General features: G+C 65.3%; 19 protein-coding genes. 13 read left to right on the forward strand and 6 right to left on the reverse strand.

What is annotated here, in order from left to right; genetic code table 11:
* Window positions 1-9: 9 nt before the first annotated feature.
* Window positions 10-1977, reverse strand: a complete 1968-nt coding sequence (gene mnmC, locus ACTHL0_RS01715) for a bifunctional tRNA (5-methylaminomethyl-2-thiouridine)(34)-methyltransferase MnmD/FAD-dependent 5-carboxymethylaminomethyl-2-thiouridine(34) oxidoreductase MnmC (RefSeq protein WP_440564848.1) — start codon at window positions 1975-1977, stop codon at window positions 10-12.
* Between the two features lie 423 nt (window positions 1978-2400).
* On the opposite strand from mnmC, the gene ACTHL0_RS01720 reads away from it, so the two are divergent.
* A complete protein-coding gene (locus ACTHL0_RS01720; protein WP_074262967.1) occupies window positions 2401-2679 on the forward strand; it encodes an HU family DNA-binding protein in 279 nt (92 codons plus the stop codon).
* 228 nt (window positions 2680-2907) lie between these two features.
* Here ACTHL0_RS01720 and ACTHL0_RS01725 read toward each other — a convergent pair whose 3' ends face one another.
* Both ACTHL0_RS01725 and ACTHL0_RS01730 read right to left on the reverse strand, forming a co-directional pair.
* The gene (locus tag ACTHL0_RS01725) at window positions 2908-4200 is read right to left on the reverse strand and encodes a GTP-binding protein (protein WP_440564849.1); all 1293 of its coding nucleotides are present in this window, start codon (window positions 4198-4200) and stop codon (window positions 2908-2910) included.
* 136 nt (window positions 4201-4336) lie between these two features.
* Window positions 4337-4783, reverse strand: a complete 447-nt coding sequence (locus tag ACTHL0_RS01730) for a lytic transglycosylase domain-containing protein (RefSeq protein WP_440564850.1) — start codon at window positions 4781-4783, stop codon at window positions 4337-4339.
* A 451-nt stretch (window positions 4784-5234) separates the two neighbouring features.
* Here ACTHL0_RS01730 and gspD point away from each other — a divergent pair, with 451 nt between their 5' ends.
* From gspD to gspF, 3 genes are read left to right on the forward strand one after another with little or no spacing between them, the layout of a single operon-like run.
* Window positions 5235-7613, forward strand: a complete 2379-nt coding sequence (gspD, locus tag ACTHL0_RS01735; RefSeq protein WP_440564851.1) for a type II secretion system secretin GspD — start codon at window positions 5235-5237, stop codon at window positions 7611-7613.
* A gap of 29 nt (window positions 7614-7642) precedes the next feature.
* A complete protein-coding gene (gene gspE / locus ACTHL0_RS01740; protein WP_440564882.1) occupies window positions 7643-9106 on the forward strand; it encodes a type II secretion system ATPase GspE in 1464 nt (487 codons plus the stop codon).
* Window positions 9107-9109: 3 nt separating this feature from the next.
* Window positions 9110-10327 carry a type II secretion system inner membrane protein GspF gene (gspF, locus tag ACTHL0_RS01745; protein ID WP_440564852.1) on the forward strand — a complete coding sequence of 406 codons (1218 nt, stop codon included), beginning with the start codon at window positions 9110-9112 and terminating at the stop codon, window positions 10325-10327.
* Between the two features lie 78 nt (window positions 10328-10405).
* Here gspF and ACTHL0_RS01750 read toward each other — a convergent pair whose 3' ends face one another.
* Window positions 10406-10819 (reverse strand): hypothetical protein, encoded by a 414-nt coding sequence (locus ACTHL0_RS01750; protein ID WP_440564853.1) that lies wholly within the window; start codon window positions 10817-10819, stop codon window positions 10406-10408.
* A 136-nt stretch (window positions 10820-10955) separates the two neighbouring features.
* On the opposite strand from ACTHL0_RS01750, the gene gspG reads away from it, so the two are divergent.
* The 8 genes from gspG to ACTHL0_RS01790 all read left to right on the forward strand — a co-directional run bounded on the left by gspG (window position 10956) and on the right by ACTHL0_RS01790 (window position 17064).
* On the forward strand, window positions 10956-11420 hold the full coding sequence (gene gspG, locus ACTHL0_RS01755; protein WP_440564883.1) for a type II secretion system major pseudopilin GspG: 465 nt from the start codon (window positions 10956-10958) through the stop codon (window positions 11418-11420).
* A gap of 60 nt (window positions 11421-11480) precedes the next feature.
* The gene (locus tag ACTHL0_RS01760) at window positions 11481-11984 is read left to right on the forward strand and encodes a GspH/FimT family pseudopilin (protein WP_440564854.1); all 504 of its coding nucleotides are present in this window, start codon (window positions 11481-11483) and stop codon (window positions 11982-11984) included.
* Between the two features lies 1 nt (window position 11985).
* Complete coding sequence (gspI, locus tag ACTHL0_RS01765; RefSeq protein ID WP_440564855.1) at window positions 11986-12381, forward strand: type II secretion system minor pseudopilin GspI; 396 nt, start codon at window positions 11986-11988, stop codon at window positions 12379-12381.
* On the forward strand, window positions 12359-13069 hold the full coding sequence (locus tag ACTHL0_RS01770; RefSeq protein ID WP_440564856.1) for a PulJ/GspJ family protein: 711 nt from the start codon (window positions 12359-12361) through the stop codon (window positions 13067-13069). Before gspI ends, ACTHL0_RS01770 begins: the two co-directional genes overlap by 23 nt.
* 2 nt (window positions 13070-13071) lie before the next feature.
* The gene (gspK, locus tag ACTHL0_RS01775; protein WP_440564857.1) at window positions 13072-14214 is read left to right on the forward strand and encodes a type II secretion system minor pseudopilin GspK; all 1143 of its coding nucleotides are present in this window, start codon (window positions 13072-13074) and stop codon (window positions 14212-14214) included.
* Between the two features lie 30 nt (window positions 14215-14244).
* A complete protein-coding gene (gspL, locus tag ACTHL0_RS01780; RefSeq protein WP_440564858.1) occupies window positions 14245-15663 on the forward strand; it encodes a type II secretion system protein GspL in 1419 nt (472 codons plus the stop codon).
* A complete protein-coding gene (gene gspM, locus ACTHL0_RS01785; RefSeq protein WP_440564859.1) occupies window positions 15660-16181 on the forward strand; it encodes a type II secretion system protein GspM in 522 nt (173 codons plus the stop codon). The genes gspL and gspM overlap by 4 nt, the downstream gene beginning before the upstream one ends.
* A 103-nt stretch (window positions 16182-16284) precedes the next feature.
* Window positions 16285-17064, forward strand: coding sequence for a type II secretion system protein N (locus tag ACTHL0_RS01790; RefSeq protein WP_440564860.1), 780 nt, complete (start codon window positions 16285-16287; stop codon window positions 17062-17064).
* Between the two features lie 70 nt (window positions 17065-17134).
* Here ACTHL0_RS01790 and ACTHL0_RS01795 read toward each other — a convergent pair whose 3' ends face one another.
* The gene (locus tag ACTHL0_RS01795) at window positions 17135-18682 is read right to left on the reverse strand and encodes an efflux transporter outer membrane subunit (protein WP_440564862.1); all 1548 of its coding nucleotides are present in this window, start codon (window positions 18680-18682) and stop codon (window positions 17135-17137) included.
* A 261-nt stretch (window positions 18683-18943) separates the two neighbouring features.
* Between ACTHL0_RS01795 and ACTHL0_RS01800 the strand changes: the two genes are divergently transcribed.
* Window positions 18944-20506: a DHA2 family efflux MFS transporter permease subunit gene (locus tag ACTHL0_RS01800; protein ID WP_440564863.1), complete on the forward strand. Its 1563-nt coding sequence runs from the start codon at window positions 18944-18946 to the stop codon at window positions 20504-20506.
* A gap of 35 nt (window positions 20507-20541) precedes the next feature.
* Here the strand turns inward: ACTHL0_RS01800 and ACTHL0_RS01805 are convergent, their stop codons facing one another.
* The gene (locus ACTHL0_RS01805) at window positions 20542-20991 is read right to left on the reverse strand and encodes a hypothetical protein (protein WP_440564864.1); all 450 of its coding nucleotides are present in this window, start codon (window positions 20989-20991) and stop codon (window positions 20542-20544) included.
* Window positions 20992-21026: the final 35 nt, after the last annotated feature.

Below are 21026 nucleotides of genomic sequence, written 5' to 3' on the forward strand. Positions count from 1 at the left end.
CCGCGCGCCCTACCCTCGCTCCAGCGCGCCCTGACGCAATGCACGCAACAGATATCGCGCGGGATCGATCGCTTCCGCCAGATCGCGCTCGATCGGCCACGGCTCGCCTTCGAGTTGCGATGCGACGAGCTCGGCGCCGAGCGATGCCCAAACCAGGCCGCGCGAGCCGAATGCGAAGCTGCCGTATAGACCCGAGGTGCGAGGGAGATCGAGCGGCCACGCACCGCGCAGCGAAGCGGCCTGATCTTCGCTTGCATGTTCGTCGGCCAGCGCCCCGATCATCGGCAGGCGATCGCTCGTCACGCACCGGAAGGCGACACGCCCCTCGAGCGAGGCTGGATCCGGCGCGTGGATCCGGCCAACATCCGGAAGCAAGCCGGCGAGCCTTTTCAGATTTTCCGCGTGACTCTCGGTGCGCAAGTCATCTCCGATGTCGTCGATGTCATAGGTGGCGCCGGTCAATAAGCCGTCGGCCAACGGAATCGCATAGCCCTCGCCGATCAGCGGCAGGTGCGGAGCCGACGCGATGCCGGGCGGCAAGCGCGTCAATTGGCCACGGACGGTACGGATGGGCGCGTATCTGAGGCCGGCCAGGCGCGCGGCATCGCGCGCATTCGCGAAAATCACGACGGGCGCGCGGGCGAGGATTTCGTTGTGTGCGTCCAGAACGGCCCAAACGTCGCCGTCGCGCTCGATACGGTCGGCCTGGACGCCCGAACGCCAGGCGATCGCATCGCCGCCTGCCGCGCAGAGGGCGGCGCAAAGCGCAGCCGGATCGAGCGAGCCGCCGCGAGGATAAAACCAGCCGCCGCGCGCGACCGATGCGCCGGCGAGCGCCTGCGCATCGGCGTGCGACAGCGCACGCACGAGTTCGCTGGGATAGCCGAGCGATTCAATGGCGTCGGACAGCGCCCGCTCCTCGGCCTCATCGTCGGCGATCTGCAGCAGCCCTTGTCCGCTGCGCGCGAAGCCGCTGCCGCTGCGCTCCAGCGATTGCCAGCGTGCGAGCGCATAGAGAAAGCCGGCTCGTGTGATTTGCGAAGCCACGCTGTCGTCGCGCGACAGCAGCGGGTGGAACACGCCGGCCGGATTGCCTGAGGCTTCGCAGCCCGGGCGGGCGTGCCGTTCGACGAAGGTGACGCGCCAGCCGCGCACGGTCAGCCGTTCCGCCAGCGAGCAGCCGGCCAAACCTGCGCCGATCACGATCGCATGGCGTTCGCCCGCCGCGAACGGCAGTGGCGGCTCATGGCGCCGCACGCGCCAACGCGGCGCGAACCGGCCGACGAGCATCGCACGCTTGCCCGCGAACCCTTCTACTTTGGCGCATTCGAAGCCGGCTTCGGTCAGGCCTCGCCGCACGTCGCCGGCGCAGGTGTAGGTCGCGAGCGTCGCGCCGTCGGCGGCCAAGCGAGCCAATGCCTTGAAGACGGGAAGAGACCACAGATCGGGATTCCTGGCTGGGGAAAACCCGTCGAGATAGAACGCGTCGGCGCGCAGCCAAAGCTTCGGCAGCAGATCGACTGCATCGCCGAAAGCGATCGTGAGCGTCACGCGGCCGCTATCGAATTCCAGACGATGCAGCCCCGGCGTCAACATCGGCCACGCCTGCACCAGTTGATCGGCCAGCGCGGCAACCGTTGCATCCGCAACCGCGCGCGCGTGCACGGCCTGCAGGTCGCGGGCGCTGAAAGGATGCTTTTCGACGGAGACATAGGCGAGCCGTTCGCAGCGGTTTGGATCTGCGCGCCAGGCCGCCCAGGTCGCCAGGAAGTTGCCCCCCAGGCCAAAGCCGGTTTCGACGATCGTGAATAAGCGGCGCGCGCGCCAGCGCTCCGGCAAGCCGTTTCCGTTCAGGAAAACGTGTTCGGCCTGGGCGAAAGCGCCGGCGGCGCTGTGGTAGATGTCGCCGTAGACGGGGGAAAACGGCGTACCGTCATCGCGGAACGCCAGGATGGCGGGAATCAGCTTCGATGTCATCGGCAAGATGAAAACTGTGGGACGGACGTGGCGCGGACGTAAGGACCAACCCTAACCGATCGGCGCCTGGACGTATCGATTGGTCGCAAACCCGCGCCGGGCGGGGCTTTGCGAGCGTTGGCAAAATCCAACGACCTGCCCGCGCAACCTCGCGAGCCCCTTGGCAGCAGGGGTTCGCGGGTATGACAATGCTCAAACCCAGCGCCGACAAGGCTCCCCCGCGCTAAATTCTTTGAGAGCCTTGCCGTTATTGGGTTTGCGCTGAGCTATCATAGCAAGCGCCGCAAGGGCGTACCGCCAGGGGTTCAGCGCGACCGAGCGGCGCACGCTTCGCCATAGCGACTCGACGGCACAGCTTGCGTACGTATAATTCGGCGCGTTTGCGCTGTCCGTATCACTTCAATCTGATAAAGAGGAACGTTAATGAACAAACAGGAACTGATCGACGCCGTCGCAGGACAGACGGGCGCCAGCAAGGCTCAAACCGGCGAAACGCTCGACACGCTGCTGGAAGTGATCAAGAAGGCAGTGTCCAAGGGCGACGCGGTGCAGCTCATCGGCTTCGGCAGCTTCGGTTCGGGCAAGCGCGCTGCGCGCACGGGCCGCAACCCCAAGACGGGCGAGACCATCAAGATCCCGGCCGCCAAGACCGTCAAGTTCACGGCTGGCAAGGCGTTCAAGGATGCCGTCAACAAGCGCTAAGCCCTTTGAGGCCCACTGCGGCCCGGCTTGACGCTTTGTCGACACCCGCCCCGTGGCGGGTTTTTTTTTGCTCAGTGCTGGCGCTTCAGCTGTCGGCTGCGGTGAGTGCTTCAGCCCCTACTGACGCCCGACGCAGAGCGCCTTACTCCGCTCCCATGCAGCGCTTGGCGCGTTGCGCGCGAGGACGGCCTCGGACCGTTGCGCCGCAGGGGATTCGCTGAAGCGGCTTCAGTGGACGATCTGGCCTTCTTCGTCGCCTTCGTGATCGTCGGCGTCGAGATCCCATGCCGGAAAGGGATCCGTAAGCCGGGCCCAGCCTTGCGGACCGAGGGCGTATTCGTCATCGGTCAACAGGCAGGCGTCGAGCTTTGCGCGCCAATGCCCGGCATCGAGCCCGACGCCGATCAGGACAAGTTCCTGGCGGCGGTCGCCGATCGTCGCATCATCGGGCGCACCGTACCAATCGGCCGCGATTTCCGCTGCCAGCTCATCGTCTTCCGGCCATTCGTCGCGCGGCTGCGCGGCCCACCACATGCCGGCTGGGCCGTGGCGGCACACCCCACCGGCCTGGGAGAGGGTCCCTGCCGCATCGTTGCGTGTGGCGAGCCAGAAAAATCCTTTGCTACGCAGCACGCCTTGCCATTGCTCGTGCAGCAGCGCCCATAGCCGTTCAGGGTGGAACGGCCTGCGCGCACGATAAACGAAGCTGCCGATGCCGTATTGGTCCGCTTCGCTCACGTGCGAATGGCCAGCATGATCGTGATCATCGCCATGTTCGTGCTCATGCTCGAGCGATGCGAGCCACCCCGGTGCGCTCGCCGCCGCTTCGAAATCGAACCGTTTGGTATCGATCACTTCGGAAAGCGGCACGGCGCCGAACCGGCTCACCACCTGAACCGCCCGCGGATTGAGGCGCGCCAGGATGCGTTCGAGCCGTTCAAGCGCCTGCGCGTCGACGAGGTCGGCTTTGTTCAGGACGAGCACGTCGCAAAATTCGATCTGCTCGATCAGCAGCTCGACGATCGTCCGGTCATCGTCTTCGCTCGCGGCCAGGCCGCGCTCGGCCAAGGCGTCGGCCGACGCGTAGTCGCGCAGGAAATTGAAAGCGTCGACGACCGTCACCATCGTATCGAGCCGGGCGACGTCGGCCAGCGTGCGGCCTTCGTCGTCGGTGAAGGCGACGGTTTCGGCGATCGGCATCGGTTCGGCGATACCGGTCGATTCGATCAGGATCGCATCGAAGCGGCCTTCGCCCGCGAGCCGGCTGATTTCCGCCAGTAGATCGTCGCGCAGCGTGCAGCAGATGCAGCCGTTCGAGAGTTCGACAAGCCGCTCCTCGACGCGCGAGAGCGTAGCGGCATCCTTCACGAGCGCCGCATCGATGTTGACGGCCGCGAGATCGTTGACGATGACGGCGACGCGCAGGCCGGCGCGGTTCGCGAGAATATGGTTGAGCAGCGTGGTCTTGCCCGCGCCGAGGAAGCCGGAGAGCACGGTGACGGGCACAGGCGAATGATTCATTGCAGTCGACTTTGGATGGGGCGATGGCGCGAAGCGCCGCCGCATAAAGGGCGTAGGGTGCATTGTGCACCAAACGCCGGACCCCCACCCCCGGCTCAGGCCCTCGGCCAGGGTTTCGGCGTGGACCGCACGGATGTCAGCGCTGTGCCTGCAGCAACTTCCACTGCGAGAGGATGCCCATGATTTGACGAGCGTAATGATCGCGCAGTGAAGGCGTTTCGGAGTGGTAAGCGCCCACCGCGGCCCAGCTGTTGCCGTACTTGTTCATCTTTTGCCGCAGATGCCAGGCCGCGATATAGACGCTCTTGCAGGGCTCCATCAGCGTGTCGGTCGAGATGCCGTAGCGGGCCAATGTGGGCAGGTGAATCGAGTTGATCTGCATGAGCCCGAAATCGGTCGAGCCGTTTGCGTTCTTGTGCAGGGCGTCGGGACGGTTGTGCGACTCCTGCCAGGCGATCGCACGCAAGATGAGCGGATTGACCTTCTGGTAGCGGGCTGCTTCGTCGTAGCAGTCGGCGCGCGCGTTCGCCGACGCGAACGCCGCGAGCCAAATCGCCAGGATCGGAACTGTCCGTTTCATCATTCGAATGCCTTCGACTCCGTACGTTTTATTTGCGGCGCTGCTCGCCCCGGCCAGGGTAGAGCATACGAGGGCAGCTGGGGAAAACCCGGGTTTGCCTTTCGATTCAGTCGAAATGATCGCCCGTATCATACCGGGTGCCGCGTGGCTGCCGCGGCAACCCGTCCGAGATTGCCGAGCCCTTGGCGGGCAACACCGGACAATAGGCGATAAATGGCGTACTGACCGTGCCGAGGCTTGTCGAACAGCGGCCGCACCACAGACAATTGAGAACTTTCTGACGTAAAAGCGAAGCCGTACTCAGGGCTTCGTGATTATTCAGACACAAAAAACTGCTAATGTTCGTTTTCTTGAGAGGCGGGGCGAACATCCGACACTTATACCGACGCGGGCCGAACGGTGTGGGCACAGCGCTACCGCCGAGGCAGGCACTTTCGCATTGAACCTATCTTCCATGACAAGAAATCGTATGGCACTGCGTCGCATCGCTACCGCGCTCCTGATGGCCGGGTTTATGACCGCACAAGCCGCGCACGCCGAAGTTACCTTGAACTTCGTGAATGCCGACATCGACCAGGTGGCCAAAGCGATCGGCGCCGCGACGAACAAAACCATCATCGTCGATCCGCGCGTCAAAGGTCAGTTGAACCTGGTTTCGGAAAACCCGGTGCCCGAGGAGCAAGCGCTGAAGACGCTTGAATCGGCGTTGCGCATGCAAGGGTTCGCGCTCGTTCAGGATCACGGCATCCTGAAGGTGCTGCCCGAAGCCGACGCGAAGCTGCAAGGCACGCCCACGTTCGTCGGCAACACCCCGCAGGCGCGCGGCGATCAGGTCATCACGCAGGTATTCGAACTGCACCACGAATCGGCCAACAATCTGCTCCCCGTGCTGCGGCCGCTCATCTCGCCGAACAACACGATCGCTGCCTATCCGGCCAATAACACGCTCGTCGTGACCGATTACGCCGATAACGTGCGTCGAATCGCAGCGATCATCGCGGGCGTCGATAACGCAGCCGGCCAGCAGATCGTCGTCGTGCCGTTGAAGAACGCGAATGCGCTCGATATCGAGCCGCAACTATCGAAGCTGCTCGATCCGGGCTCGATCGGCAGTACCGACGCCACGCTGAAGGTGTCCGTCATGGCCGATTCGCGTACGAATTCGCTGATGCTGCGCGCCTCGAACAGAGCGCGTCTGGACGCGGCGAGGAAGCTCGTCGCGCAGCTCGATGCGCCGAGCTCGCAGCCCGGCAACATGCACGTGGTGCACTTGCGCAACGCGAACGCGGTGCAGCTCGCGAAAACGCTGCGCGGCATGCTCGGCAAGGGCGGCGGCGCGAGCAGCAGCGCGGAGTCGAACAACGCGAGTTCGTTCAGCCAAGGCAATGCCAGCGGCAGTTCCACTTCCACCGGCACGAGCGGGACCCCGCCGCTGCCGTCTTCGTATGGCAGCAGCAGCTCGCTCGGCGGCGGCAGTTCGATGTCGGGCTCGAGCAGCGGTGGGCTGGGCGGCAGTCAGGGTGGCAGCAATGACGGATTTCTCGGCGACAAGCAGGGAGAGAACAGCGACGAAAACCAACCTGGCGGCATGATCCAGGCCGATGCGGCGACGAACTCGCTCGTCATCACCGCCTCGGATCCGGTCTATCGCAATTTGCGCTCGGTCATCGATCAACTGGACGCGCGTCGCGCGCAGGTCTATATCGAAGCGCTGGTGGTGGAGCTGAACTCGACGCGCGCCGGCAATCTCGGGATCCAATGGCAAGTTGCGAGCGGCAACCTGCTGGCCGGCGCCAACCTGTCGAGCAACGCTGGCAACACGACCAGCTCCAACATACTCGGGGTGGCAGCGGGTTTGGCCGCGGGCGGTGCAACCGGTGCCGCATCGCTGCCCAACACGCTCACCCAGGGCCTGAACATCGGGTGGCTGCACAACATGTTCGGCGTGCAGGGCCTCGGCGGATTGCTCGAGTACTTCGCCGGCGTCAGCGACGCGAACGTGCTGTCGACGCCAAACCTGATCACGCTCGACAACCAGGAAGCGAAGATCGTCGTCGGGCAGAATGTGCCGATTCCGACAGGCTCGTATGCGAACCTGTCGACGGCCACGCCGGGTACGGCGTTCAACACGTACGATCGCCGGGACGTCGGCCTGACGCTGCATGTGAAGCCGCAGATCACCGCCGGCGGCATCCTGAAACTCCAGCTCTATACTGAAGATTCGTCCGTTGTCGGCAGCACGGTGGCGACGACGGCGAATTCACAGGGCCCGACGTTCAACATCCGCTCGATCCAATCGACGGTCCTCGCCGACAACGGCGAGATCATCGTGCTCGGTGGCTTGATGCAGGACAACTACCAAGTGTCGAACAGCAAGGTGCCGTTGCTGGGCGATATCCCTTGGATTGGCCAGTTGTTCCGCTCGGAAACCAAACAGCGCCAGAAAACCAACTTGATGGTGTTCCTGCGTCCGGTGATCATCAGCGACAGCGATACCGCGCAGCAGATCACGCAGAATCGCTATGACTATGTACAGGGCCTGACGAACGGCTATCGTTCGGACAACAACGTGATGCGCGACAAGGACTTCCCGGTCGTGCCCCCGATCCCGGTCGGCCCCAGCCAGGGCGCGTCGCCGGCAGCGAACTTGTTCGACCTGAGGCAGATGACGCACGAGCCGGTACGGCCGTCCCCGCAAGCGCTGCCTCAGCAGCAACCGGGCGTGCAGACGCAGGCCGTGCCGCTGCAATCGTCGCCGGCGCAGCCGCAGGCCCTGCCGCCGCCGTCCGCGCCGCAACAACCGCAAACCGCCACGCCGGGAGCGACGCAGTGAGCGACGTCCTCGCTTCTTCCAACGAAGGCATGCCGGGCGAACGCCAGGCGCCCTCGCCGCTCGCGGCCAGGCTCGTGCCCTATGTCTTCGCGCGCAATGGGCAGATCCTCGTTGCTCACCAACGTGCGGAAGGCATCGAAGTGTGGATCAGCGATCGCACGAACCCCGCGGCGCTCGCCGAAGTCGCGCGCAATTTCGGCGCGTTGACCGCCCTGCGCCTGCCTGCCGAGGAACTCTCGCAGGCGATCAACCAGGCTTACGAACGCAACGACGGCAGCGCGGCCCAGGTGGTGGGGGAAGTCGAAGGCGAAGTCGATCTGTCCCGGCTGATGCAAGACATCCCCGAAGTCGAGGATCTGCTCGAATCGGAGGACGATGCGCCGATCATCCGGATGATCAACGCGCTGCTCACACAGGCGGCGCGCGAACATGCATCGGATATTCACATCGAGCCGTTCGAGAACGCGTCGGTCGTGCGTTTCCGTGTGGATGGCACCTTGCGCGACGTCGTGCGGCCGAAGAAGGCGCTGCACGGCGCCCTGATCTCGCGGATCAAGATCATGGCGCAGCTCGATATCGCCGAAAAACGCTTGCCGCAGGACGGCCGGATCACGCTGCGCGTGGGCGGGCGCGCGGTGGACGTGCGCGTGTCGACGCTGCCGACGGGCCACGGCGAGCGCGCGGTGCTGCGTCTGCTCGAAAAAGATGCGCAGCATCTGAACCTCGAGGCGCTGGGCATGGGGCCCGATACGCTGGTGCAGTTCGACAAATTGATCTCGCGGCCGCACGGCATCGTGCTCGTGACGGGGCCGACCGGTTCGGGCAAGACCACCACGCTGTACGCGTCGCTTTCGCGCCTGGAGACGGCGACGACGAACATCATGACGGTGGAAGACCCGATCGAATACGACTTGCCCGGCATCGGTCAGACCCAGGTCAACGAGCGGATCGGGATGTCGTTCGCCCGCGCGCTGCGTTCGATCCTGCGCCAGGATCCGGACATCATCATGATCGGCGAAATCCGCGATTTGGAAACGGCACAGATCGCGGTGCAGGCGTCGCTGACGGGCCACTTGGTGCTGGCGACGCTGCACACGAACGATGCGGCCTCGGCCGTGACGCGGCTGACCGACATGGGCGTCGAACCGTACCTGCTCGCGTCTTCGTTGCTGGGCGTGCTCGCGCAGCGGCTCGTGCGGCGCTTGTGTCCGGTATGCAAGGAAGAACGTGTCGAAGACGGCCATTCGCAATGGCACCCCGTGGGCTGCGACAAGTGCGCGCGATCGGGCTATTCGGGACGGCGCGGCGTGTATGAGCTCTTGACCATCGACGAGACGATCCGAGGGATGATCCACCATAACGCGGCGGATGCCGAAATCCTCGCTGCGGGGCGCGCGCAAGGCATGCGCACACTGCGCGAGGACGCCGAGCGTTGGCTCAACAGCGGGCTGACCTCGCTGGAAGAGGTGATTCGCGTGACGGGCGGGGTGTAGCCTATGCCGGCCTTTCGCTTCGAAGCGATCGACACGGCAGGGCACGCGCAAAAGGGTGTGCTCGACGCGGACAGCGCGCGTTCGGCTCGCGCGCAATTGCGCACGCAGGGGCTGACGCCCCTCGTGGTGGAGCCGGCGGCCAGCGCGGCGCGCGGCGAACGAACGAGGCGTCTCGCGCTCGGCCGCAAGCTGTCGACGCGCGAGCAAGCGATTCTCACGCGCCAGCTCGCCAGCTTGCTGACGGCAGGGCTGCCGCTCGACGAAGCGCTTGCTGTACTGACCGATCAGGCCGAGCGCGACTACATTCGAGAACTCGTCGCGTCGATCCGCGCCGAAGTGCTTGGCGGCCATTCACTGGCCAATGCGCTCGCGCAGCATCCGCGCGATTTCCCCGATATTTACCGGGCGCTGGTTGCCGCTGGTGAACACACGGGTAAGCTCGGCCTCGTGCTTTCGCGTTTGGCCGATTACATCGAGCAGCGTAATGCGCTCTCGCAGAAGATCGTGCTGGCGTTCACCTACCCCGCCATCGTGACGTTGATCGCGTTCGGCATCGTGACGTTCCTGCTCAGCTACGTGGTGCCGCAGGTCGTGAACGTCTTCGCGACGACAAAGCAACAGCTGCCCGTTCTCACGGTGATGATGATGGCGCTGTCGGGGTTCGTCCGGCACTGGTGGTGGGCCGTGCTGATAGCGGTGGCCGTGGCCGTGTATGCCACACGTGCGATTTTGTCGCAGGCGGGACCGCGGCTCTCATTCGACCGATGGCTGCTCACTGCGCCGCTGCTCGGCAAGCTCGTGCGCGGCTACAACACCGTGCGCTTCGCGAGTACGCTCGCGATTCTGACCGCGGCGGGCGTGCCGATCCTGCGCGCGCTGCAGGCCGCTGGCGAAACGCTGAACAACCGGGCGATGCGCGGCAACGTCGACGATGCGATCGTGCGGGTGCGCGAGGGGACGTCGCTCTCGCGGGCGCTCGGCAATACGAAGACGTTTCCGCCTGTGCTCGTGCACTTGATTCGCTCCGGCGAGGCGACGGGCGATGTGACGACGATGCTCGACCGCGCATCGGACGGCGAAGCGAGCGAACTCGAACGACGCACGATGTTCCTGACGAGTTTGCTCGAGCCACTGCTGATTTTGGCGATGGGCGGGGTGGTGCTCGTGATCGTGCTGGCCGTGATGCTGCCGATCATCGATTTGAACAATATGGTGCAGTAGTGCGGATTGGCGGATTGGCGGACGGGAGGGCGGCCGGCGCGGCCGGACCCCCTCGAATGCCGGGCGATGCCGGGTGGTTCAGCGCACGTAGATGGTCGGGCCGCCGGCGTTCGGCGCGAGCGGCACTTCCGAGCGCACGCCGTTGCGATCGATGATGATCGAGCGAGCGTGCACTTCGGCAAGCGTCGTGCCATCGGTGATCTTGCTGCCCAGCGACAGGGCCCGGGCCGGTTCATCGCCCACGCCGACGATCGCCGCGGCGCCTTCGCGCAGCGCGAGAATGCCGACGAGCTTGATGTTGCGATTGACCTCGCGCGTGAGCTTGCCGCCGAACAGCGCCGCGGCGTCTTCGACGGATACGCTCTGCGCGACGGCAGCCGCGGGCGGCGGCGGCGCGGGATGCGCGGTGAGCACGACGATCCAATAGGCGAGCGTCGCGCAAAAAGCCGCGAACAGCGCGAACGACAGTAGGCGGATTTGAAGTGTATTCATGCGTGTCATTGTAAGGGCTATTCCCGGCTTTGCGAGGTTCACGAACCCTGACGGGCTGCCCCATTACAATCGGCGGCGCAATGCGAAGCGCGCGAGTCGCGCTTCGTCCGAAATTTATCGAAAGAGGTAGCGAATGATGCAACTGTGGAACCAACGTCGTAACGAAGTGGCAGCCTTGCGCGCACGGCGCCAGCGCGGCTTTACGCTGATCGAAATCATGGTCGTGATCGCGATTCTCGGCATTCTCGCCGCGCTGATCGTGCCGAAGATCATGAGCCGTCCCGACGAAGCGCGCCGCGTCGCGGCAAAACAAGATATCGGGACGATGATGCAAGCGCTGAAGCTGTACCGGCTCGATAACGGGCGCTATCCCACGCAGGATCAAGGATTGCGCGCGCTCATCGAAAAGCCCACGACGGAGCCGATCCCGAACAACTGGAAGGACGGCGGCTATCTCGAACGCTTGCCGAACGACCCCTGGGGCAATCCCTATCAATATCTCAATCCCGGCGTGCATGGCGAGATCGATATATTCAGCTACGGGGCGGATGGCAAGCCGGGCGGCGAAGGCAATGACGCCGACGTCGGTTCGTGGCAATAGCGCGGTGCATTCCGCGTGCAACGCGTGACTTACCCTGGCCTTCCAGCGTTGCCGGCCCACATGCCTGACGAAGGCGGTATCGGCTCGCCGCGTGCGCGCGGCTATGCATCGCGAGCACGGGGGTTCACGCTGCTGGAGATGATGGTCGTGCTCGTCATCGCGGGGCTGCTCGTGTCGCTCGCGTCGGTATCGCTGACGCGCAATCCGCGCACCGATCTGAACGAGCAGGCGCAGCGTCTTGCGCTGCTGTTCGAATCCGCGTCCGACGAGGCGCAAGTCCGCTCGCGCCCGATCGCGTGGCAACCCGTGACCGGCGGCTACCGGTTCGATATTCGTACCGAGGACGGCTGGCGTCCGCTGCTGCGCGACGATTTGCTGCGCGAGCGCAATTGGGAGGGCGGCGTGACCGACGTGACGATCGATTATCCGGGCTCCAATCTGCATCCCGACCATCTTGTTTTTGGGATGGAAAGCATCGGGCAGGCCGTGACTGTCACGCTCTATTCGGCGGTTGGACGGGCGACGATCGTCGGTACCGGCAACGGCCGCTATGAGGTGCGTTGATATGCGCTCGGCTCGCCCCACCCCGCATCAGCGAGGCTTCACGATGATCGAAGTGCTGGTTGCACTCGCGATCATCGCCGTCGCACTCGCGGCTTCGCTGCGCGCGGTTGGCATGCTCGCGAACGACGAGGCGGAACTGCACCGCCGGTTGTTGGCCGGATGGAGCGCCGACAATGCGCTGACCGAACTGCATTTGATGCGCCAATGGCCCGAACTCGGGACCCAGACGTTCGATTGCTCGCAAGGCAATTTGCCGCTCACGTGCGTCGAGCAAGTGACGGCTACCCCGAATCCAATCTTCCGCCGCGTCGAGGTGTCGGTGACGATTCCGGGGCGCAGCGGCAATCTGGCTCATCTCGTCACGGTGGTCGCCAATGAGACGAACCGTGCGCTTTAAACCCAAACATACGGCACGCCCCGAACGTCCCCGACGCCCCGCCCGGCGCCAGCGCGGTTTCACGCTGATCGAGCTGATGGTCGCGATCGCGATTTTGGCGGTCATCGCGATTTTGTCATGGCGTGGGCTCGATCAGATCATGCGCGGCCGGCAGACGATTTCGAATGCGATGGAAGACGAGCGCGTGTTCGTTCAACTCTTCGATCAGCTTCGGGTTGACGCTCGCCAAGCGGCGACCGAGGACGAAGTGGGCCAGCCGGCCGTCGCCGCCACGGGCGAGGGGCTGCAGATCGTGCGCACGTTCGGGCTCACGGGCGAGGCGCCGCGCTTGCAGGTCGTGCGCTATCAAGTGCAGGATGGGCGCGTGACGCGTTACGCGTCGCCGCCGGTGGCCACGGTCGGTCAATTGCGGCGGACGTTGGAGGGCCCGAGCACGGGCGGGGACTGGAGCGCCGTGCCGCTGATCTCGGGCGTCGGCAAGATCACCGCACGCCTGTACGTGCCGAACATCGGCTGGACGACGAAGATGGACGACGTCAGCAACGAAATCGCCCGCAACAACAACAACCTCAAGGTGCCGCAGTTCGGTTCGGCGCCGTTGCCGCGCGCGGTCACGGGCCTCGAGGTGTCGATCGGTGCCACGTCGCTGCACGTGCCGATTCGTCGCATGTTCCTCGTCGGAGAATGACGATGCGCGTGCGATTGGGATTGGCTCCGTTCAGATTGGGATCCGCCGTTGCGCGGCGGCGTACGATGGTGCGGCGCCAGCGCGGTGCGGCCATCATCAGCGCGCTGCTCGTCGTAACGCTTTCGGCCATCCTCGTCGCGGGGGTGCTCTGGCGTCAGCAAGTGCAGATCCGCCGCATTCAGAATCAGCGGCTGATGTCGCAAGCGTTGTGGGTGTCGCGCGGCGCGACGGATTGGACGCGGCTGATCTTGCGCTCGGAGGCCGATACTGCGCCCACCGTCACGTATCTGGGTGGCATTTGGGCCGTGCCGATTGCGAAGACGAAGCTTTCTGATTTTCTTGGCAAAGCCGATGAGACGGATGCCGCCGAAGGCGCGCAAACGTACCTGTCCGGCTCGATCGAGGATGCGCAGGCACGATTCAATCTGCGCAATATGATCGGCGTGCCGGCGCCCGGCATGCTGCAGATCGATCAAACGGAGGCGGCGGCATTCGCCCGCCTGCTTGCGCTGCTCGGCCTCGATGGCGGTCTCGCGAAGACGGTGGCGGTGCAGATGCGTGCGTCGCTGATGCAATCGGCCACCCGGTTTCAGAGCCCGCTCGGCAATCGGCTCGGCTCGGCCGCGCAAGCGCCGCAACCCGGCAACACCACCGGCGGTAACGGCACGGATAACGGCGGTCTCGAAGATGAAACCAGCGTGAGCATCGATAATGAGCCGTTGCAGTTCACGAGCGTCGATTCGCTGCTGAACGTGCCCGGCTTCACCCCCGAGATGGTGGCGCGCCTGCGTCCGTTCGTGACCGTGCTGCCGACGCAAACGCCCGTCAACATGAATACGGCGCCCGCCGAAGTCATCGCCGCGGTGGTGCCAGGGATGTCGCTCTCGAGCGCGCAGGCCATCGTGTCGCGGCGCCAGAGCGCATTCTTTCGAAACACGTCCGACGTGCAACTCGCGTTGCAAGGCACCGGTGCGCTGCCGCCCGGCGTCGACATCACGCAGATTCCCATGGACGTCACGACGAGCTATTTTCTCGTGCATGGACGCGTGCAGTACGAGCGGGCGGAGGTTGACCGCACGACGCTCGTCTATCGCGATCCGCTCACGCATACGACACGGGTCGTGCGCGTGCGCGATCAGCTTTGAACCGCATTCAAAACCAAGAGAGGACGGGCCTTGAGCACGTTGATCGTCTTACTGCCGCCGCGAGATCCGGCGGTGCCGTCGCAAGAATGGCAACTCCCCGAGATGCCGTTCCTCCTCCTCGACAAGAGCGGACGCAAGGAGCGCGCGGGCCGCGCGGCGCTCGCCTTCCTGCCGCGGGCGAGAACGACGGTGCTCGTCGTCGCGGCACGCGACCTGCTGATGCTCGCCGCCAAGCTCCCGCCGCTGAAAGGGCCGCGGCTCAAGCAGGCCTTGCCGAACATCGTCGAGGACTACCTGATCCAGGACGCGCAAACCTGTCATATCGCGCTCGACCCGCAGCCGCTCGCCGACGGCAAGCGCATGATGGCGGTCATCGATCGCGGGTGGTTCCGGTTCATCGTCGAAGCCTTCAACGCGGCCGGCCATCGGGCGCTGCGCGCGGTGCCGGTCACGCGCTGTCTGCCGGCACCGGTCATGGCGGTACCAGTTGGCGCATCGATCGAAGATGCCCCGGCTACCGTCGGAGCGGAGGTGGCCGCGGCCGGTGAGCCGAGCCTCGAGGCCGCGCCGCCTGCCGCTACGCCGCTCGTTGCCGCCGTGCTCGGCACCGTGGCGCAGACCGCGCCCGCGATCCTGGCCGACGTCGCGCTCGCGGCTACGCCCGAGCCGGCGTTCCTCGATACGGGCGAGCCGCGCGTCGAACTGGCCCTCGCCCGGGGCGAGCATGGCGAAGGGCTCGCCGTGCCGCTGTCGGCGCTCGGCACGACGCTCTCGGCGCTCGCGGGCGACGCGAGCGTGACGGCGTACGAGCTGACGGGATTGCCCGGCGGCGAGCCGACGCTGGCTGGCGAGGCGATGCCGGCACATGGCGTGCATGTCGGCGTGGCGCCATTTTCGTTCGAGACGCTCGCGCATCATGCGGTGGCGTGCCAATTCGACCTGTGCCAGTTCGAATTCGAATCGCGCCCCTGGCGGCTCGATCGCGCGACGCGGCGCCGGTTGCGCTTGCCGATCGCACTGGCCTGCGCGGCGCTGCTCGTGGCCGTGATCGGCGCCAACGTTCAGTGGATGATGCTCGCCCGCGAGCGAGACACGCTCACTGCACAGATGACCGAGCTGCTGCTCAACGCGTTCCCGAAGACGACCGTCGTGCTCGATCCGGCGTCGCAAATGACGACCCAGCTCGAGCATCTGCGCGTCGCCGCCGGAGAAATGTCGCCGGACGATTACCTGTCGCTCGCGGCGCGGATCGAGCATTCGCTCGGCGGCGTGCCTGTCAACGGTATCGCGGCGCTCGACTATCACGATCGTCGTCTCGACGTCACGTTCAAGCCCGATGTGAAGCCCGACGCCGCATTCGGTCAGCGGCTCGCGCAGAACGGGCTTGCCGGCGACATCGATACGAACACCACCGGCAAGTGGGTCATTCGAAATGGGAGCGCTCAATGAATTTCGGCACACTCGGTGATGTCTGGGGCGGCTTTTGGGAGCCGCGCACCGCGCGGGAAAAGCTGCTGCTGACCTGGGGCGGCGTGGTGCTTGCGGTCGTGATCGCGTATTCGGTCCTGTGGGCGCCGGCCCAGCAAGGCCGTGCGCACCTGCGCGAAACGCTGCCGGCGATGCACCGCCAGATCGCGCAGATGACGGCGCAAGCGGATGAGGCGCGCGCGCTCGCGCCGGCCGCGCAGGGCGTCGTGCCCACGGGTGGTGCGTTGCGCGATGCGTTGCAGGCATCGCTGACGCAAGCGGGCTTGGCCACGACGCAGATACGGTTGACGGGCGACGCCGTGCAGATCGACGCGAAGAACGCAGCGTTCCCCGCGTGGACGATGTGGCTCGACGGGGCGCGCAAGCAATTCAAGGTGCGCGTCATCGAACTGCATGCGACAGCGCTGAAGGACGACGGGCAAGTCGATCTGACGGTTTCGCTGCAACCGGCCACCGCTCCCGCGAGGTCCGCGCAATGACGGTGCGGGTGACGATGCATCGATCGAGCAGGATCAGCGCCCACACTGACATCGACACGGATACGAACTGGGCGCCGGTCGCGGGCAAGGTGCGAGGTTGCGCATGAACCGGATGGGACGGCGCTTGCTCGCCGTGCTGCCGTGGCTCGTCATCGCGGTGCTCTCGTCGGGGGCGGTGCTGCTTGCGATGATGCCGGCCGCCTGGATAACGCCGCAGTTCGCTAAAGCGACCCAAGGCCACATCAATCTCGTGGAGCCGTCGGGTTCGCTCTGGCATGGCTCGGCCTCGCTCGTGCTGACGGCGGGCAGAAATGCGGGCGCGGGTACGCTGCTGCCCGGGCGCGTGCAATGGGATACGGCGTTTTGGCCGCTGCTGACAGGCCGGCTGCGCATGCGCATGCAGCAGACGCCGGCCATGCGCGAGCCGATCGATGTGAATGCCGCGCCGCGGGCCACCACGATTTCATCGGGGGAAATCGCTGTGCCGGCGGGGCTGCTCGCAGGATTGGGCGCGCCGTTCAACACGCTCGATCTGCAAGGCACGGTGCAGCTGAACTGGACGCCGTGGCGGCTGCTCGGCCCGCGCGCGTACGGTCAGCTCACGATGACGTTGACCGACATGAGCTCGCGCGTATCACCCGTGAAGCCGCTCGGCTCGTATCGCGTCGCGCTGCAATCTCAGGGGGATTCGTCGACGATTGATCTGTCCACTCTCGGCGGCTCACTGATGCTGAACGGCCACGGCACCGTCTCCGCCAATTCGACTTCGTTTCATGGGCAAGCGAGCGCCACACCCCAGGCCAGCGACAACCTGGCGGGGCTGCTCAACCTGCTGGGCCGCCCGACCGGCGACGGGACCGTCGCGCTCGACTTCAACCGCTGATCTTCAACCGCTGATCGCCGCGCGCGTTCGTGTGCGGCCGCTTACCTGTGCCGTGCGGGTAGTGCGGGTGTCACTCGCTTCGAACGCGGGTGCCGGCCGCCTCGGCTTGCGGGGCGGCCGCCGATGACGCCGGAGCGGCAGCGGCCGGCGCCGCCACCGCGCCGTTCTCGCGATCCATCTGCGCGACGTTCCATCCCCCGCCGAGCGCCTTCACGAGCCCGACCGACGAAACCATCCTTTGACCGGCCAAGGTGCTGAGCTTTTGCTCTGCGGTGAAGGCGGTCGTCTGTGCGGTCAACACGCTCACGTAGGCGACGGTGCCGGCTTTGTACTCGTTGGTCACGATCGCCAGCGCCTGTTTCGCCGAATCGACGGCCTGCCGCTGGACGACCACTTCCTGCGCAAGAATCCGTTGCGATGCCAGATCGTCTTCGACTTCCTGGAATGCGCCGAGCACCGTTTGCCGGTAGACGGCCGCTTGCTGATCATAGGCGGCGCGGGCCGCTTCGGTTTGCGCGTGGCGCAGCCCGGCATCGAACAGCGTCGCGGCGAGCGAAGGACCGACGCTCCAGAATCGCGACGGCAACGTAAAGAGCTTGGACAGGATCGAGTTCTGGTAGCCGCCTTGTGCCGACAACGTCAGCGACGGGAAGTAGGCGGCAATCGCCACCCCGATCTGCTCGTTGGCTGCGGCGGTGCGCCGTTCCGCGGCCGCGATGTCGGGGCGCCGTTCGAGCAGCGCCGACGGCACGCCGACAGGTACGGACGGCGGCTCGGCGTCGAGCGGGATCGGCGGAATCGAGAACGTCGAAGCGCTCTGGCCGACGAGCACGGCGATCGCATGTTCGTCTTGTGCGCGCGCCACGCCGGTGTCGATGGCGGCTGCTTGCGCCGACTGCAGCTGAGTTTGCGCCTGAATCACGTCCGAGCGCGCGACGATGCCCTGCGCGTATTGATTCTGCGTCAGTTTGAGCGCCTGTGCGTAAGCGCTCACGGTGTCGTTCAACAGCTGTTGCGTCGCGTCGAGCGCACGCAGCTGAAAGTACGTCTGCGCGAGCGTGGCCTGGGCCGACAGCCGCGCGTTCGCGAGATCGGCCGCCGCGCCCTCTTGTCCGGCCTTCTGAGCGGCCACGGTGCGGCTCACCTTGCCCCAAAGGTCGGGCTCCCACGATGCGTCGAGCGCCACGTTGAACGAATTGCCGATGCTGTTGCCCGAGCCCAGGGAGCTTGCCGTACCGCTGCGCGAGAACTGCTGGCCCGCGCGCGATGCGCTGGCCGAAAGCCCGAGCGTCGGGAAGTACGCCGCACGGGCTTCGGCCACGAGCGCGCGCGCTTGCCGATAGGCAGCCGCGTATTGGGCGATCGTTTGATTCGACGTATTCAACTGCTCCATGAGCGCGTCGAGCCGTGGATCGCCGTAGATCGACCACCAGGGGCCGCGATCGGCGCGATCCGCCGGTTCGGCCACTTTCCAGCCGGCCGGCGTTTCCTTGTATGACGAAGCCGCCGGCGCACTCGGACGATGATAGTCGGGGCCGACGGCACATCCGGCGAGCGAAGCGACAGCACCCGCGCAGACGAGCGCGGCGGCGAGAGGGGAAGGACGACGAAGCGGCATGCCGGCGTGAGTAGCGATGGATTTGGCCCGATGGTAACGCAGGCGGCCGGATGCAAGGGTTACGGCAAGTTACCGCTGTCATATGCGGTCTCTTGCGCTCTCTTCGGTTTCACGAGGCTCCCCCTCGCCACTTACAGGACACAACCATCATTGCATAGAAAAATATTGACAAGGCAATTAAATGTCGCGATATTGGCGCCGAATGGGAAATCCGCGGGCGCTGGGTCGATGCGCTCGCACGGTTAAAAAAGGAGAACGCGTATGGCCAATGCGGCTTCTGCTGCGGGCGCCCCACCGGCCGTGCCAAAGCAGCTGACGGGCGGGACGCTCGCGCTGCTCACGGTCGGCCTCGCCTTCGGCACATTCATGGAGGTACTCGATACCTCGATCGCGAACGTCGCGGTACCGACGATTTCGGGCAGCCTGGGCGTTGCGACGAGCGACGGCACTTGGGTCATCTCCTCGTACTCCGTGGCGGCGGCGATCGCCGTGCCCCTGACGGGTTGGCTCGCGCGTCGCGTCGGGGAAGTGCGGCTCTTCACGATGTCGGTCCTCGCGTTCACGATGGCTTCGGCACTCTGTGGGCTGGCCGCGAACTTCCCGTCGTTGATTGCATTCCGGCTGCTGCAGGGGCTCGTGTCGGGGCCGATGGTGCCGCTCTCGCAGACGATCCTGATGCGCAGCTACCCCCCGGAAAAGCGTGGGCTGGCGCTCGGCTTGTGGGCGATGACGGTGATCGTCGCGCCCATCTTCGGCCCCGTGATGGGCGGGTGGATCACCGATAACTACACCTGGCCCTGGATCTTCTACATCAATTTGCCGATTGGTCTCATTTCGGCCGCGTCGGCGTACTTTCTGCTGCGCGGACGCGAAACGAAGACCACGAAGCAGCGGATCGACGCGGTCGGGTTGGGGCTGCTTATCGTCGGCGTGTCGTGTCTGCAGATGATGCTCGATCTCGGCAAGGATCGCGATTGGTTCAATTCGACGTTCATCGTGGCGCTCGCGCTGATTGCGGCAATCGCCCTCGCTTTCCTGCTCGCCTGGGAAATCACGGAGAAAACGCCGGTTATCGACCTGACGTTGTTCAAGGATCGCAACTTCGCGCTCGGTGCCTTGATCATCTTTCTCGGCTACATGGCGTTCTTCGGCTCAGTCGTGATCTTTCCGCTTTGGCTGCAGACGGTCATGGGATACACGGCTGGCCTCGCCGGGCTCGCAACGGCGCCCGTGGGTTTGCTCGCGCTCGTGTTGTCGCCGATCATCGGCCGCAATCTGCATCGGCTCGACCTGCGCATGGTGGCAAGCCTGGCGTTCACCGTGTTTGCGATCGTCTCCGTCTGGAACGGGACGTTCACGTTGGACGTGCCGTTCGGCCATGTCATCCTGCCGCGGATCGTGCAGGGGATCGGCGTGGCGTGCTTCTTCGTGCCGATGACGACGATCACGCTCTCCAGTATTTCCGACGAACGGCTCGCGAGCGCATCGGGCCTCTCGAATTTTTTGCGCACGCTCGCGGGGGCCATCGGCACGGCAATCAGCACCACGTTTTGGGAAAACGACGCGATCTATCATCATGCGGTGCTCGCCGAATCCGTCAGCCAGTATTCGCAGAGCACGACGAGCTACAGCAATGCGCTCGGCACGCTCGGATTGACGGGCGACAGCGTCAGCGCGCAACTGAACGCGCTCGTCACGCAGCAGGGCTACATGATGGCAACGAACGACTTCTTCCGCATTTCATGTGCCGCGTTCGTGCTGCTGGCCGTGCTCGTCTGGATCACCAAGCCCAAGCGCGGTACCGGTGGCGTCATGGCGCACTGAGGATTCGCGGCGCACGGGCGGCCGCCTTACTGCCACTACTGCGACGCCGGCGCAGGCGCATTCATGCTTTGGGCAGGCTCGTTGCCCGATCGGACGAACTGTTTGAAGTCGGCGGCTGCCTGCCAGGGATCGGGGCGGCAGCCCGCGAGCGGACGATCGCAGTGCGCGGCGAAGCCGATCGTCGACGAGCCGTCGGGGTTACGGGCGAGCGTGACCTGGAACGCGGGGGCGCCGCTGCCGCCCGCGGGGCCGGCCGTCTCGATCGCTTGGTTCGTATCCGCCTGCAACGGGTATTGCGTGTGCCCAGTTACCCATTGCCGGGCACGCTGCCACCAGAGGGCGCATTGGTCGGGGCGGCACACGAGCGGCTGTGTGGCGATCTGCATCGTTTCCGGCTTGACCTGGTTCGTCGCGGCACATCCCGCGATCCATCCCGTCACGCACACGCAGGCGAGTACCGCTCCGATCGATCCGATCGCTTTCATTCGAAGGCTCTCCCTCTTTCTTCTTGCTTAAAGAG

This window comes from Trinickia sp., from assembly GCF_051961175.1.
Lineage (GTDB): Bacteria > Pseudomonadota > Gammaproteobacteria > Burkholderiales > Burkholderiaceae > Trinickia.

Excerpts from the sequence above, each read along its gene's own strand:
- mnmC (WP_440564848.1), bottom strand. The coding sequence starts at position 1,977 with ATGACATCGAAGCTGATTCCCGCCATCCTGGCGTTCCGCGATGACGGT.
- ACTHL0_RS01720 (WP_074262967.1), top strand. The coding sequence starts at position 2,401 with ATGAACAAACAGGAACTGATCGACGCCGTCGCAGGACAGACGGGCGCC.
- ACTHL0_RS01725 (WP_440564849.1), bottom strand. The coding sequence starts at position 4,200 with ATGAATCATTCGCCTGTGCCCGTCACCGTGCTCTCCGGCTTCCTCGGC.
- ACTHL0_RS01730 (WP_440564850.1), bottom strand. The coding sequence starts at position 4,783 with ATGATGAAACGGACAGTTCCGATCCTGGCGATTTGGCTCGCGGCGTTC.
- gspD (WP_440564851.1), top strand. The coding sequence starts at position 5,235 with ATGACAAGAAATCGTATGGCACTGCGTCGCATCGCTACCGCGCTCCTG.
- gspE (WP_440564882.1), top strand. The coding sequence starts at position 7,643 with ATGCCGGGCGAACGCCAGGCGCCCTCGCCGCTCGCGGCCAGGCTCGTG.
- gspF (WP_440564852.1), top strand. The coding sequence starts at position 9,110 with ATGCCGGCCTTTCGCTTCGAAGCGATCGACACGGCAGGGCACGCGCAA.
- ACTHL0_RS01750 (WP_440564853.1), bottom strand. The coding sequence starts at position 10,819 with ATGAATACACTTCAAATCCGCCTACTGTCGTTCGCGCTGTTCGCGGCT.
- gspG (WP_440564883.1), top strand. The coding sequence starts at position 10,956 with ATGCAACTGTGGAACCAACGTCGTAACGAAGTGGCAGCCTTGCGCGCA.
- ACTHL0_RS01760 (WP_440564854.1), top strand. The coding sequence starts at position 11,481 with ATGCCTGACGAAGGCGGTATCGGCTCGCCGCGTGCGCGCGGCTATGCA.
- gspI (WP_440564855.1), top strand. The coding sequence starts at position 11,986 with ATGCGCTCGGCTCGCCCCACCCCGCATCAGCGAGGCTTCACGATGATC.
- ACTHL0_RS01770 (WP_440564856.1), top strand. The coding sequence starts at position 12,359 with ATGAGACGAACCGTGCGCTTTAAACCCAAACATACGGCACGCCCCGAA.
- gspK (WP_440564857.1), top strand. The coding sequence starts at position 13,072 with ATGCGCGTGCGATTGGGATTGGCTCCGTTCAGATTGGGATCCGCCGTT.
- gspM (WP_440564859.1), top strand. The coding sequence starts at position 15,660 with ATGAATTTCGGCACACTCGGTGATGTCTGGGGCGGCTTTTGGGAGCCG.
- ACTHL0_RS01790 (WP_440564860.1), top strand. The coding sequence starts at position 16,285 with ATGAACCGGATGGGACGGCGCTTGCTCGCCGTGCTGCCGTGGCTCGTC.
- ACTHL0_RS01795 (WP_440564862.1), bottom strand. The coding sequence starts at position 18,682 with ATGCCGCTTCGTCGTCCTTCCCCTCTCGCCGCCGCGCTCGTCTGCGCG.
- ACTHL0_RS01800 (WP_440564863.1), top strand. The coding sequence starts at position 18,944 with ATGGCCAATGCGGCTTCTGCTGCGGGCGCCCCACCGGCCGTGCCAAAG.
- ACTHL0_RS01805 (WP_440564864.1), bottom strand. The coding sequence starts at position 20,991 with ATGAAAGCGATCGGATCGATCGGAGCGGTACTCGCCTGCGTGTGCGTG.